Annotated in this window: 12 protein-coding genes; 5 read left to right on the forward strand and 7 right to left on the reverse strand. The window is 67.1% G+C overall.

The window, feature by feature from the left end; genetic code table 11:
* Positions 1-101: 101 nt before the first annotated feature.
* On the forward strand, positions 102-1,292 hold the full coding sequence (locus KUV38_RS05425; RefSeq protein WP_222469074.1) for a DUF2235 domain-containing protein: 1,191 nt from the start codon (positions 102-104) through the stop codon (positions 1,290-1,292).
* Here the strand turns inward: KUV38_RS05425 and KUV38_RS05430 are convergent.
* The 7 genes from KUV38_RS05430 to KUV38_RS05460 form a co-directional block, all read right to left on the reverse strand.
* Complete coding sequence (locus KUV38_RS05430) at positions 1,289-1,951, reverse strand: ATP-binding cassette domain-containing protein (RefSeq protein ID WP_222469075.1); 663 nt, start codon at positions 1,949-1,951, stop codon at positions 1,289-1,291. The genes KUV38_RS05425 and KUV38_RS05430 overlap by 4 nt on opposite strands.
* A complete protein-coding gene (locus tag KUV38_RS05435; RefSeq protein ID WP_410001019.1) occupies positions 1,944-3,620 on the reverse strand; it encodes an ABC transporter permease in 1,677 nt (558 codons plus the stop codon). The genes KUV38_RS05430 and KUV38_RS05435 overlap by 8 nt, the downstream gene beginning before the upstream one ends.
* A gap of 82 nt (positions 3,621-3,702) precedes the next feature.
* The gene (locus KUV38_RS05440) at positions 3,703-4,929 is read right to left on the reverse strand and encodes an ABC transporter substrate-binding protein (protein WP_222469077.1); all 1,227 of its coding nucleotides are present in this window, start codon (positions 4,927-4,929) and stop codon (positions 3,703-3,705) included.
* A complete protein-coding gene (locus KUV38_RS05445) occupies positions 4,926-5,546 on the reverse strand; it encodes a CDP-alcohol phosphatidyltransferase family protein (protein WP_222470973.1) in 621 nt (206 codons plus the stop codon). Before KUV38_RS05445 ends, KUV38_RS05440 begins: the two co-directional genes overlap by 4 nt.
* 110 nt (positions 5,547-5,656) lie before the next feature.
* Positions 5,657-6,538 carry a TPM domain-containing protein gene (locus KUV38_RS05450; protein ID WP_222469078.1) on the reverse strand — a complete coding sequence of 294 codons (882 nt, stop codon included), beginning with the start codon at positions 6,536-6,538 and terminating at the stop codon, positions 5,657-5,659.
* Between the two features lie 42 nt (positions 6,539-6,580).
* Positions 6,581-6,931: an MmcQ/YjbR family DNA-binding protein gene (locus KUV38_RS05455; protein ID WP_222470974.1), complete on the reverse strand. Its 351-nt coding sequence runs from the start codon at positions 6,929-6,931 to the stop codon at positions 6,581-6,583.
* Positions 6,932-6,965: 34 nt separating this feature from the next.
* Complete coding sequence (locus KUV38_RS05460) at positions 6,966-7,802, reverse strand: isocitrate lyase/phosphoenolpyruvate mutase family protein (protein ID WP_222469079.1); 837 nt, start codon at positions 7,800-7,802, stop codon at positions 6,966-6,968.
* A gap of 214 nt (positions 7,803-8,016) precedes the next feature.
* Between KUV38_RS05460 and cysS the strand changes: the two genes are divergently transcribed.
* The 4 genes from cysS (at position 8,017) to KUV38_RS05480 (ending at position 12,683) form a co-directional block, all read left to right on the forward strand.
* Positions 8,017-9,381 (forward strand): cysteine--tRNA ligase, encoded by a 1,365-nt coding sequence (gene cysS, locus KUV38_RS05465; RefSeq protein ID WP_222469080.1) that lies wholly within the window; start codon positions 8,017-8,019, stop codon positions 9,379-9,381.
* Positions 9,382-9,565: 184 nt separating this feature from the next.
* Complete coding sequence (gene cimA / locus KUV38_RS05470) at positions 9,566-11,197, forward strand: citramalate synthase (RefSeq protein ID WP_222469081.1); 1,632 nt, start codon at positions 9,566-9,568, stop codon at positions 11,195-11,197.
* Complete coding sequence (locus KUV38_RS05475) at positions 11,194-11,910, forward strand: class I SAM-dependent methyltransferase (protein ID WP_222469082.1); 717 nt, start codon at positions 11,194-11,196, stop codon at positions 11,908-11,910. The genes cimA and KUV38_RS05475 overlap by 4 nt, the downstream gene beginning before the upstream one ends.
* Positions 11,907-12,683, forward strand: a complete 777-nt coding sequence (locus KUV38_RS05480; protein WP_222469083.1) for a squalene/phytoene synthase family protein — start codon at positions 11,907-11,909, stop codon at positions 12,681-12,683. The genes KUV38_RS05475 and KUV38_RS05480 overlap by 4 nt, the downstream gene beginning before the upstream one ends.
* Positions 12,684-12,705 lie beyond the last annotated feature (22 nt).

The following is a 12,705-nucleotide window of genomic DNA, read 5'->3' on the forward strand; positions in this document are numbered from 1 at the left end:
GAACTGTCACCCGACCCGCGACAGAGACCACAGCCTATGGTAGAATGCCTGCATTTCCTGCCGGGCCTGCCCGGACATTTCAGACCGGAGCATTTAAGCCCATGAAGCGCATCGCGATATTCTGCGACGGCACCTGGAACACGCCAGACGCGCCGTTTCCGACCAATGTCTTCCATCTCCACAAGATGGCCAAACGCACGGCCGAGGATGGCACGACCCAGATCCTCAAATACATCCCCGGTGTCGGCACCGGCTTTGGCAAGACCGGCTGGCGAAAGCGGCTCGACAAGGTAACGGGCGGAGTGTTTGGCGTTGGGGTCACCAAGAACATTCTGGCCGGCTACACCTTTCTGATCGAACAGTACGAACCGGGAGACGAGATATACGTGTTCGGGTTTTCGCGGGGTGCATTCACCGCGCGGTCTCTCGTTGGATTGCTCCGCGCCTCGGGCCTGCCGCGCCACACCGAGGCGTGGAAGGCCCCCGAGGCGCTGAAGCGCTATCGTGACGACGACCCGGAAACCAAACCCTCCAGTGAGGCGAGCCACCGCTTTCGGCTCGGCTACTCGCCCGATGTGGTCACCTCGGAGAAGGAGGAAGACTGGCGCCGTGCGCAGGGCCATCCGGTGCCGCCGCGGCTGACGGTCACCTACCTTGGCATCTGGGATACGGTCGGCGCGCTTGGCATTCCGAGTTACTACAAGTGGCTCGCGCAGGTGTTCAACCACAGCCAGGGGTTCCATGACACTCAGCTCAGCTCGATGGTCATGGCTGCTCGGCATGCGGTGTCGCTCGACGAGCGGCGCAAGGCTTTTCCGCCGACGCTCTGGGGCAACCTTGGGGAGTTGAACCGCGAGAACCCGGAGCGCAAGCGGGCTTATCAGCAGCTCTGGTTCGCGGGCGATCATGGCTCGGTGGGCGGGGGCGGCGATATTGACGGGCTGAGCAACATCACCCTGCGGTGGGTGGTGAAAGGTGCGCAGGATCAGGGGCTGGAGTTTGAACCCACGGCGCTGGCGGTGTTCGCAGCGGAGGAAGACCCGCTGGAGCCATCGCTCTTCAACAAGTCGAGCAAGCCGGGGTTCTTTACCCGGATGCTGCGCAAGCGTGTGCTCGACCGGGTGGGGAGGATGGAGGTGCCGGACCCTGCGACGGGCGGCACGGTGGAGGTGGCAATCGGGCCGGAGTTTGCGTGGAACATCTCGGAGCCTGCGCGGCAAAGATACAATGCACTGCCGGGCTACCGCCCGCCGTCGTTGGTGCCTTTCGACGCCGACCTGACGGATACCTAGGCGGCGGGCCGGTCACCCACAATCCGGCCCGGCACGGCCTCCACCACACGGCCAGCGGCGGCGCGGGCATCTTCGGCGTCATGGGTGACCATCAGCACGGGCAAGCCGCGATCCCGGGCGCGGGTGAAGGTGAGGTGGCGGACATCCTCGCGCCGGGCGGCATCGAGCCGGGAGAAGGGCTCATCCAGCAGAAGAGCGCGCGGCTCGGCCAGCAGGGTGCGCATGAGCGCGACGCGGGCCTGCTCGCCGCCCGAGAGGGTCGCTGGGTCACGCGAACCGAAGCCTTCCAACCCGACCTCGGCCAGTGCCTCTTCGATGGCGGCCCGTCGCGCCACGCGGGGGCCGGGGGGCAGGGCGAAGGCAAGGTTGCCTGCGACCGAGAGGTGCGGAAAGAGCAGGCTCTCCTGAAACAGGATGCCGAGGCGACGGCGCTCAGGGGGTAGCGAGGTGATCTCGGTGCCATCCAGCGCGGCGGTGCCTGTGGTGGAGAGCGGCGCGGTCAGCGTGCCGGTGAGCGCTGCGAGCAGCGCCGATTTGCCCACGCCGGAGGGCCCCATGAGGGTGAGCACCTCGCCCGGCGCGATCCGGGCGGAAAGGCCGAGCAGGCAGGTTTCGCCCAGCATGACCTCCAGCCTTTCGAGGGTGAGCCCCTTATCCACCGCGCATCCCCTTTCGGCCCGCGAACATCAGCCGCGGAATGGCCAATGCCAGCGCGAAGGGCAAGAGGGCGGCGGCGGTTTGCGCCAGCGCGTAGGCGCCGATGGCCCGGCGGTCGCCGCCGGAGGTGAGGGCGACGGCCTCGGTTGTCAGCGTGGTGACCCGTCCGCCGCCCAGCAGCAGCGTTGGCAGGTACTGCCCGACCGAGACGGCGAAGCCCACGGCAAAGGCGGTGAGAAGCGGCGCCAGCAGCAGCGGCAGGCGGAGCCGCCAGAACCGGCGGGTCGGCCCGGCGCCAAGGCTGGCAGCGGCGGTGAAGTAGCGTGTGTCGACGGCGTGGAACGGGCCGGAGAGAGCGATGAGCGTGTAGGGCAGCACGAAAGTGAGGTGCGAGAGCACGACCGGCCAGAGCCCCTCGCGTAGGCCGAGGGTGAGCATGAGCACCTGAAGGCCGGGGAGAAAGGCGATCTGCGGGATCAGCAGCGGCAGATAGAGGATCAGCCGCCCGGCAGGCCCCATGCGGAAGCCGTGCCGTGCCTCGGCCTCGAGGCAACCGGTGACGAGGGCCAGCGCGGCGAGGGCGGCGAGCGTGGCGATTAGGAGGGTGGTCACGGCGATGGGCCAGAGCATCGGGCCGTGGCGGCCCCATGTGCGCAGGCTCAGCGTGTCGGGCAGGGCATCGGGGAAGCTCCAGTATCCGGCGACGGACCAGAGCGCCTGCGAGGCCAACCCGGCGAGCACCGAGAGGGCAACGGCGAGGCCGAGGGCGAGGCCAAGGGCGCGAAGGCTGGCGTTGAGTCGGGGCAGGCGGCGCCCGGACATGGCGAGCGCGGTACCTGCGCGGGCGGCCAGCGCCTCCAGCCCGCGCCAGAGGGCAAGGCCCGCGAGTACCAGCGCCAGTTGCCAGAGCGCCCCGGCGGCGGCCACACCGCGCAAGGACAGGTCCGGGTCTGCCATCCAGCGGGTGATCTGGACCGCGAGGGTGGGCGGCGTGTTGGGGCCGAGGATCATCGCCACATCGACGACCGACATGGAGTAGGCCAGCACCACGTAGACCGGCAGGCGGATCTGGGCATAGAGCGCGGGGAAGGCCACGAGGAGCCAGCCGATCGCGCGGGGGTAGCCCAGCGTGGTGGCCACGCGGGCATGGGCCTCGGACCGGGTCTGGGAGCGGGCCGCGAGCAGCATGAGCAGCAAGAACGGCACCTCCTTGGCGGTCAGGCCCGCGATGAGGGCGAGGCCGGCGCTGTCTTGCACGATGAGTAGATCGGGGGGCCTGTCCCAGCCGGTGAGCCAAGGCGAGAGGGCGCGGGCGAGCCAGCCTGAGGGCGCGATGAGGAAGGCGAGGCCGAAGGCGGCGGCGGCGTGCGGCACGGAGAGCAGCGGCGAAAGCAGCCGCTGGAGCGCCGTGAAGGCGCGAGTGCCGTGCCAGCCTGCGGCGATCAGTGCGGTGATGGTGAGCGAGAGCAGGGTGGCGGCAAAGCCGGTGGTGAGCGAAAGGCGAGTGGCTGGGGCGATGCCGGGCCAGTCCATAAGCCGCATGAAGGGTGCCTCGCCCGGCGCACCCATGTATCCCAGCGCCGGGGCAAGGGTGAAGAACAGCCCCAGCCCGACGGGCAGGGTCAGCAGCGCGATGGTAAGCGCGGGCAGGGTGGCGCGAGGCAGGTACATGGGCGTGCGTGCGCTCATCCGCCCTTTGAGGCGCTTTCGCGGGGGCGAAGAGTGCCTGAAGGGTGCGATGAGCGCGCGGGTGTCACTCCTTGACGCCGTGCTTTTCGATCCACTCTTCGGTGAGCTTGGTCATCCACGAGGGGTGTGGCTCGGGCTGGGCCTTGCCAAGCTCGGCGGGCGACAGGGTGGCGACGCCCAGATCGAGTGCCTCGAAGGCGGCGCGGTCTGCCTCCGGCAGCTTGTCCATCGACAGGACGGTGCCATAGCCCAGCACCTCCGGGTCCTGCGCGCGAACCTGCGCCTCGGGCGACATCAGGAAGTTGGCCACCACCATCGCGCCGGACTTGACCGAGGAATTGTAGGGGATCGCCACGAAGCTCGCGTTGCCGATGGTGCCGCTCTCCAGCACGTAGGTGCGGGCGGTGGGGGGCAACTCGTTGTTGGCAATCGCCGTGGAGGCCTCGCCGGGGGAGAAGGAGATCGCGATATCCACCTCGCCATCGGCGATGAGCTGAAGCTGGCGCGGGCCGGTCTGCGGGTAGGCGCGGCCTTGGCGCCAGAGGTTTGGCGTGAGTTCATCGATGAAGGACCAGAGCGCCTCGGTGCTGGCGGCGTAGTCGTCTGCGGCCTCGACCGGCTCGGAGAGCGCCGGGTCACCCCCGTTCAGGTCGATCAGCGCCTGCTTCAGGAAGGTTGAGCCGAGGAAGTCAGGCGGCTGGGGGAAGGTGAAGCGGCCGGGGTTGGCCTTGGCCCATTCGAGCAGCGCGGGTATCGAGCGGGGCGGTTCGGGCAGGCTGGCCTCGTCGTAGATGAAGACCACCTGCGCCATCGCCCAAGGCGCCTCATAGCCCTCGACCGGCAGGGTGAAGTCGGTCTGCACATCCTTGTTCTCGACATCGACGTACTGCCAGTTGGGCAGGGCCTCGGCGAAGGGGCCGAAGAGCAGGTTCTGGCCCTTCATCGCGGCGAAGTTCGGACCGTTGATCCAGATCATGTCGACCGCGCCGCCCTCGTTCTGCCCGGCCTGCTGCTCGGCGAGAACGCGGGAGACGGCATCGGCGGTGTCCGAGAGCTTCACATGCTCCAGTGTGACGCCATACTCCTCCTTCACCCGGCTGCCGACCCAGTCGATGAAGGCGTTCGTGGTGGTCGAGCCGCCCCATGCGTTCCAATACACCGTCTGGCCCTCGGCGGCCTCGAGCACGGCCTGCCACTCTTCGGCGGAGAGGCCATCGGAGAGGCTCTCCGGGTCCGGCCCGGCAAGGGCAGGGGTGGCCAGCAGGGTGGCGAATGCGAGGGCGTATTTCATTGGGTCTCCTCCCCGGAGAAGGTCTGGCGGGCGAGTAGCACCCGGCTGATGGCAGTAACGAGGCACAGGCCGCCGAAGGCCCATGCCAGTGGGGTGAACAGGTGCGGCAGCAGGCAGAGGGCGCAGAAGAACACGATGGTCTCGGTGCCCTCCAGCAGGCCGCCGGTGAAGTAGAGCGTTTTCGCGCCGCGCGAGGTGGTCTGCATCTTGGCGCGTTCGGCCAGCACCGCGTAGCCGAGGAAGGTGGAGCCGTTGATGTAGAATGTGGCCAGCAGGAAGGCACCTGCGGCACCGTTCTGCGCCGGGTCGGCCAGCACGAAGGCCAGCGGGATGGCGGCGTAGAAGGCGAAATCGGCGCAGATGTCGAGGTAGCCGCCAAAGTCTGTTTTCGTGGTGGCGCGGGCCACGGCGCCATCCAACCCGTCTGCGATGCGGGAGGCGAGGAGGAAGGCCAGTGCAATCAGCGGCCACCCGGTCCAGATCAGCCCGGCGGCGAGCAGCCCGAGGGCGAGCCCCGCCAGCGTAACATGGTCGGCCTGCCAACCACGGGCGGCCAGAGCCGTGCCCGCCCGGTTCAGCGGCTTATCGATCAGTCTGCGCGCGACGCCGTCGAGCATGTCAAAAGCCATCCCCATGGTTTCAGGGGGTTATGGCGTGATGATCCGTCACCTGACAACCGGCTGTAACAGCGCGTGACGTGTTTGTGAGACGCTCGGAGCCCGGCGCGCTACCACTTGCCCGAAGCGCCACCGCCCGAAGAGGAGCCACCGCCGAAGGAGCCGGACGAACTGGAGGAGGATTTGGTGATCCTCGAAATGGTGTAGGCAGAAACGGCGCTATAGCCGCAGGCGGCGCAGGTAATGGTCTTTTCTCCGGTGCCGGTGGAACTACGGGTGGCGCTTTGAATGGTCCGCTTTGACACGTCCACCTGACCCTTCTGCCCGCATTGCGGGCAGGCGCGGAACTTCTTGGCGATCCTGCCGCCAAAGGCGATGGCGCCGACGAAGACGGCAAAGAAGCCGCCCATGATCCAGCCGAGTATGCCGAGCCCGCCTTCGCCGCCCGAGACCTTGGGCGGCTCGGTGCCTGCCGCGAAGGGGCGAGCGATGGTTTCGATAACGGCTTGCGTGCCGGTCATGATGCCATCGGCGTAGCGATCTTCACGGAAGGCGGGCAGAAACTGGCTGTCGATCACCTGAGCGGCGGTCTCGTCAAAGGCGGCCGGAAAGCCCGAGCCCAGCTCGATCCGCATTTCGCGGTCGGCGCGGGCCACCAGAACGAGGATGCCATTGTTGGTTTCGGCATTGCCGATGCCCCACTGGTTGAACAGCGCGGTCGCGAATTCTTCGATGGTTCCGTAATGGCCGTAATCGGCGGTGGAGAAGATTGTGAGCACCGTGGCTTCTACCCCGGTCTCCTCGCGCAGCTTGGTCAGCGCAGCGGTCAGCTCTGCCTCCCGGTCGGCGGGCAGAAGACCGGCGTAATCGTTCACATAGGGGGTCTCGTAGTCGGGAAATTCCTGTGCCCCGGCGAGCGCGGGGAGAAAGGTGAGGGCCAGGACGGCCATGAGAAAGGCGGCGGGGCGAAATGCGCGGATCGAAAATGTCATGGCCGAGATTTGGCCATGCGCCGGACGATCTGGCAAGGGGATTCAGGGCGTGAAGGGGGCCAGCGCGGCCTGTGCCTTCTTGGTCAGTCCTGAGCGGATGAGGGCATAGCTGGTGCGCAACCGTTCCTCTACCTCGGCGTCTTCCACAAGCCCCCAAGGGAGCAGGAGCCAGCTGCGGTGAAAATAGGGGGCCTTCTCGCCGCGCCCGGCCTCGATCACCAGTTGCGCGGTTTCGATGCTGTCGGTCTTAACACTCACGCCCCGATTCATCGCGCCGATGCAGGCGAACATCTTGCCGCCCACTTTCCAGGCATCATGCCCGCCGCCCCAAGGGTCCGAGACCTCGGCCCCGGGAAAGGCCTTGCAGATCGCATTCACACCGGCTCGGTCCATCATGCCCTCCTGTGCATGTTCGCATTGAAGTGGGTCATCCCCGGCCCGTCCCGCTTGGTGCCCCGCGGTCGATCAGATCCTGCACTTGGTCTCCGGCGATGGATTGCGCCAGCGGGGAGAAATCGCCCTTGGTGAGCATCGCCTCTGCGGCATCAAAGATCACCCGGTGCGTGGCCCGCGCCAAGGCCGAGCCGAGCGAGATACGCGCCACCCCTGCGGCGGCGAAATCGGCGAGCGTGGCGGCGGTAAAGGCCCCGGCGGCCAACGCGTTCACCGGCTTTTTCGTGGCGGCGCAGATGCGCGCGAGGTCAGCCATGCTGGGCGGCAGGGGCACGTAAAGCCCATCTGCCCCGGCCTTGTCGAAGGCCTGCACGCGGGTCAGCGCCTCCTCCATGCCGTAGAGGCCGTTCATCACGCCATCGGCGCGGGCGACGAAAAAGAAATCCCGCCCGAGGGACTGTGCCGCATAGGCGCCTGCGCGCATCCGTTCGGTGGCGAGCTCCAGCGGGTAGGGGCGGTTGTCGGTGTAGCAGATGTCTTCGACGCAGATCCCGGCGAGGCCGATCTCTCCGGCGAGACGAACGGTCTCTGCCACCGTGTCCGGGTCGTCGCCAAAGCCGTTCTCGAAATCGCCCTGCACAGGCAGGGCGGTTGCGGCGACGATCTCTTCGGCATGGGCCAGCGCATCATCGCGGCTGATAGTGCCCATGTCGCGGCTGCCCTGCACGAAGGCGAGCGCGGCGGAGGAGGTGGCCAGCGCCTTGGTGCCCATCCCGGCCAGCATCCGGGCCGAGCCGACATCCCAGACATTGGCGAGGATGAAAGGGTCACCCGGCACATGCAGGGCGCGGTAGTTTTCGAACTTGTCCATGTCACTCTCCCTCACTGAAGGCAGGCTGGCCCGTGGCGGCCCGCAGCACAAGAGGCTTGGCAGGGGCAGGGCGGGCTGCTACTGACAGTTCATGACCCGCGCCGCGACCATCATCATTTGCTGCATTACCTGCTGACATCAGTCACGCGGGCCCGGTCTCTTTTCACGAAACGATGAAGTTGCTAAAGCCCGCGGGGACGCCCGAGGAGCCTTCATGGACATTCATCTTCACAACACGAAAACCCGGAAGAAAGAGCTTCTGACCCCTGTCATTCCGGGGCGGGTGGGCATGTATGTCTGCGGGCCGACGGTCTATGACCGGGCGCATATCGGCAACGCGCGTCCCGTGATCGTGTTCGATGTGCTCTACCGCCTGCTGCGCCATGCCTATGGGCCCGAGAACGTGACCTATGTGCGCAACTTCACCGACGTGGATGACAAGATCATCGCGCGGGCGGAGGAGAGCGGGCGGGAGATCGGGCAGATCACCGCCGAAACGACTGAGTGGTATCTGGAGGATATGGCGGCGGTTGGCGCGCTGGAGCCGAACGAGATGCCCCGCGCGACCGAGTGGATCGGCGCGATGGTGGAGATGATCGAGGGGCTGATTTCGGGCGGCCATGCCTATGCAGCGGAGGGGCATGTGCTGTTCCGGGTGCGGAGTTACGAGGCCTATGGCGCGCTTTCGGGCCGCTCGGTGGATGACATGATTGCCGGCGCTCGGGTCGAGGTGGCGCCCTACAAGGAAGACCCGATGGACTTTGTGCTCTGGAAGCCCGCGAAGGCCGGCGAGCCGGGGTGGGACTCGCCTTGGGGCAAGGGCCGGCCCGGCTGGCACATTGAGTGCTCGGCCATGGCGGATGCGCTGCTGGGGGAGTCCTTCGACATTCATGGCGGCGGCAATGACCTGATGTTCCCGCACCACGAGAATGAGATCGCGCAGTCGAAATGCGCCCACCCTGAGGGCGATTTTGCCCGGATCTGGATGCACAACGAGATGCTTCAGGTAGAGGGCAAGAAGATGTCCAAGAGCCTTGGGAATTTCTTTACGGTCAGGGACTTGTTGGATCAGGGTGTGCCGGGCGAGGTGATCCGCTTCGTGTTTCTGGGGACGCATTATCGCAAGCCGATGGACTGGACGGAGAAGAAGCGGGGCGAGGCGGAGGCGACGCTGCGGAAGTGGCGGGCGCTGGTGGCGGGCGTTGAGCCGGGGGAGGTTCCGGGCGCGGTCGTTGATGCCTTGGCCGATGATTTGAACACACCGGGAGCGGTCGCCGAGATGCACCGGCTTGCGGGCGAGGGCGACGCGGCGGGGCTGCTGGCGGCAGGCCGGATGATGGGGCTTCTGACAGAGGAACTGGCGGGCTGGGAGGCGGCGCCGGGTGTGGACCTGTCGCGCTTTGCAGAAAAGCTGGCAGCGCTGCGGGAGGCGGCGATGGAGAGCAAGGATTTCTCTGCCGTGGACACGATGAAAGCCGCGCTGATCGAGGCTGGGGTGGAGGTGAAGATGAGCAAGCAAGGCGTTGATTTGGAGGCGAAACCGGGATTCGATGCGAGCAAGCTGGAGGGGCTGGTATGACCGTTGAGTTACAGAGCGAGGCCAGCGCCCGGCCCGCGCGGGGCGCCTCTCAGCAAACGGTGCCGTTGCCGTTTCAAGCTCCGGCGCCGCGACGCCCCACTTTGAAGAAGCGCCCGCCCCGTGGGGGGGCGGGTCGGGCGCTGGCCGCCGTTGGCGGCCGGGTACTCCGCGGGAGCGTTGCGCCATGACCGAACGCCTCTTCCTCTACGACACCACCCTGCGCGACGGGCAGCAAACCCAAGGCGTTCAGTTTTCGCTCGACGAGAAGCAGGAGATCGCCTCGCTGCTCGACGGGCTCGGCGTCGACCATATCGAGGGCGGGTGGCCGGGGGCGAACCCGACGGACTCGGCTTTCTTTGAGGCCAAGCCGAAACTCCGCGCCACCTTCACAGCCTTCGGTATGACCAAGCGGGTCGGGCGCAGCGCGGAGAATGACGAAGTGCTGGCGGGCGTGCTCAACGCAGGCACGCCCTCGGTTTGCCTTGTTGGCAAGACCCATGACTTCCACGTCACCGACGCCCTCGAAATCACGCTCGAGGAAAACGTGGAGAACATCCGCGCCTCGGTGGCGCATATCGTGGCGCAGGGCCGCGAGGCCCTGTTTGATGCCGAGCATTTCTTCGATGGCTACAAGGCCAACCCTGAGTATGCGCTGAGCTGCCTCAAGGCTGCGCTCGACGCGGGTGCGCGCTGGGTCGTGCTCTGCGACACTAACGGGGGCACTTTGCCCCGAGAGATTTACGAAATCGTAAAGGCCGTGATCGACGGCGGCATTCCGGGCGACCATCTGGGCATCCACACCCATAATGACACCGGAAATGCGGTGGCAGGCAGCCTTGCGGCGGTGGACGCGGGCGCACGGCAGATTCAGGGCACGCTGAACGGGCTGGGGGAGCGCTGCGGCAATGCGAGCCTGACCACGCTGATCCCGATCCTGCTGCTGAAGGAGCCGTACCGGAGCCAATACACGACCGGCGTGACGGCGGAGGGCCTTGCCCGGATGACGCTGATCAGCCGCAAACTGGATGATATCCTCAACCGCGTGCCGATGCGGGCTGCGCCCTTTGTGGGGGCCTCGGCCTTTGCCCATAAGGCCGGGCTGCATGCCAGCGCGATCCTGAAGAACCCGGCGACCTATGAGCACATCGAACCGGAACTGGTGGGCAATGCGCGGGTCATCCCGATGAGCAACCAGGCCGGCACCTCGAACCTGCGCAAGCGTCTGGCGGAGGCCGGGCTAGAGGCGGAGAAGGATCAGCTGGCGGCGATCCTGAACACGATCAAGGAGCGGGAAAGCCAGGGATTCTCGTATGATACCGCGCAGGCCAGCTTCGAGATTCTGGCCCGCCGGGAGCTGGGGCTGCTGCCTGATTTCTTCGACGTGGAGCGCTACCGGGTGATCTCTGAGCGCCGCCGCAATGCCAAGGGGCAGATCGTGGTGGAGAGCGAGGCGGTGGTGGCCGTGAGCCTGCCGGGGGGCGGGCTGACCACCAACTACTTCAAGAACGAGCACCCCGAGGAGATGCAGGACGCCGGGCCGGTTCATGCGCTGTGGAATGCGCTGATCGCCGATCTGGGGCCCTATGCGGGCCGTCTGGAGGGGATGCGGCTGGTGGACTTCAAGGTGCGTATCACCAACGGCGGCACCGAGGCTGTGACCCGCGTGATCATCGACAGCGAGGATGGCGCGGGGCGGCGCTGGAGCACGGTCGGGGTGAGCGCCAACATAGTGGACGCCAGCTTTGGCGCATTGATCGACGCGGTGACGTGGAAATTGGTGCAGACCGGATCGGAGCTACGTAAAGTAGGGGAATGAGCGCATTTCTTGAGCTGTTCTCGGCAGTGCCTCGGCAGGGGCCGGGGTTGGCCAAGGATGTCGCCTGGGCGGTGGCTCAGGCGGGCAGTGAGGGCGCCCTCAGCGTCTGCGATGCGGGCTGCGGGAATGGCGGCGACACGGCGGCGCTGCTGGCGGCGATGCCGGAGGCGCAGGTGGTGGCTTGCGACAAGGATGCGACCCTGCTGAAGGCTGCTGGCGCACGGCATTTTGGCGTTCCGCGACTGCGGGTCGGCACCGGAGACCTCGCTGCGCTGGAGGTACTGCCCGAGGCGCCGTTCGACTTTATCTGGTGCGCAGGAGCGATCTATTTTCTGGGCACGGTCAAAGGGTTGCGCGGCTTTCGTAAAGCACTGAAGCCGGGCGGGGTTGTGGCTTTTTCGGCGCCGGTCTACTTCAGCCCTCCGTCGCCGGAGGCGCGGGGCTTCTGGATGGACGTCCCGGTGCCTGACGAGGCGGGATTGCGGGCACAGGTGGCTGAGGCGGGCTATGAGTTGATCGCCGACAGGCCGCTCAGCAACGCGGCATGGGCGGCGCTCTACGCGCCGCTGAAGGAAGAGATCTCCCGGCGCAGGGCCGAGGGGGCGAGTGCCGAGATGGAGGGCGTCATGGCGGCGATGGAGCAGGAAATGGCGCTCTGGGCGCGGGTGAAGCGGGAAACCGGCTATCAGCTGGTCGTGGCGCGGCTGGCATGAGCCTGCAGGCCTGCGCCGATCTGGTCGCCCGCGCGGGGCGCGAGAGCTTTGCCGCGGTGATGGCCGCGCCCGTGGAGGCCCGCCGTATTCTCTTTCCGGTTCAGGCCTTTGCGCTGGAGGTGGCCCGCGCGCCATGGGCCAGCGAGGAGCCGATGATCGCGCAGATGCGGTTGCAGTTCTGGCGCGATGTGCTGGAGGAGGCGGAGGCCGGGAAGGCGCGGGCGCATGAGGTGGCGGCGCCGCTGGCCGAGGCGGTTGCGGCGGGCGTGCCGGTGGCGCCGCTGATGGCCTGCGTGGATGCGCGGGAGTGGGACATCGGGCGGGAGCCGTTCGAGAATGAGGCGGCCTTCTGGGACTATCTCGATGCGACAGGCGGCGGGCTGGTCTGGGCCTCTGCCGCGGCGCTTGGCGCGGGCGCGGAGGCCGAGGCGGGCCTACGCGGCTGGGGCCGGGGCGCGGCACTGGCCCGGTATTTTCAGGCGGTGCCGGAGCTGGAGAGCCGGGGGCGTGTTCCGCTGGTGGATGGCAGGGCGGAGGCGGTAAAAGCGCTGGCGGAACAGGGGCTTGCGGGGATGACTTCAGCTGCGGTGCAGCGTGGTGCGTTGGGGCAGGTCGGTTCCGCGCCGATGCTGTTGGGCGCGATGGCACCGGTGCTGCTGCGTAAAGCGATCAGCGCGCCCGGCCGGGTGGCGGCGGGCGCGCTGGAGATGAGTGAGTTTCGCAAGCGCTTCCGGCTCATGCGGATGGCCGCCACGCCGGAATGGAAGATGTAACCTCGGGCCGTAAAGCGGTGGC

The organism is Vannielia litorea, assembly GCF_019801175.1.
In the GTDB taxonomy this organism is placed as follows: domain Bacteria; phylum Pseudomonadota; class Alphaproteobacteria; order Rhodobacterales; family Rhodobacteraceae; genus Vannielia; species Vannielia litorea_B.

Coding starts and splice junctions, on each gene's coding strand:
- KUV38_RS05425 (WP_222469074.1), top strand. CDS start 102: ATGAAGCGCATCGCGATATTCTGCGACGGCACCTGGAACACGCCAGAC.
- KUV38_RS05435 (WP_410001019.1), bottom strand. CDS start 3,620: ATGTACCTGCCTCGCGCCACCCTGCCCGCGCTTACCATCGCGCTGCTG.
- KUV38_RS05440 (WP_222469077.1), bottom strand. CDS start 4,929: ATGAAATACGCCCTCGCATTCGCCACCCTGCTGGCCACCCCTGCCCTT.
- KUV38_RS05445 (WP_222470973.1), bottom strand. CDS start 5,546: ATGCTCGACGGCGTCGCGCGCAGACTGATCGATAAGCCGCTGAACCGG.
- KUV38_RS05450 (WP_222469078.1), bottom strand. CDS start 6,538: ATGACATTTTCGATCCGCGCATTTCGCCCCGCCGCCTTTCTCATGGCC.
- KUV38_RS05455 (WP_222470974.1), bottom strand. CDS start 6,931: ATGGACCGAGCCGGTGTGAATGCGATCTGCAAGGCCTTTCCCGGGGCC.
- KUV38_RS05460 (WP_222469079.1), bottom strand. CDS start 7,802: ATGGACAAGTTCGAAAACTACCGCGCCCTGCATGTGCCGGGTGACCCT.
- cysS (WP_222469080.1), top strand. CDS start 8,017: ATGGACATTCATCTTCACAACACGAAAACCCGGAAGAAAGAGCTTCTG.
- cimA (WP_222469081.1), top strand. CDS start 9,566: ATGACCGAACGCCTCTTCCTCTACGACACCACCCTGCGCGACGGGCAG.
- KUV38_RS05475 (WP_222469082.1), top strand. CDS start 11,194: ATGAGCGCATTTCTTGAGCTGTTCTCGGCAGTGCCTCGGCAGGGGCCG.
- KUV38_RS05480 (WP_222469083.1), top strand. CDS start 11,907: ATGAGCCTGCAGGCCTGCGCCGATCTGGTCGCCCGCGCGGGGCGCGAG.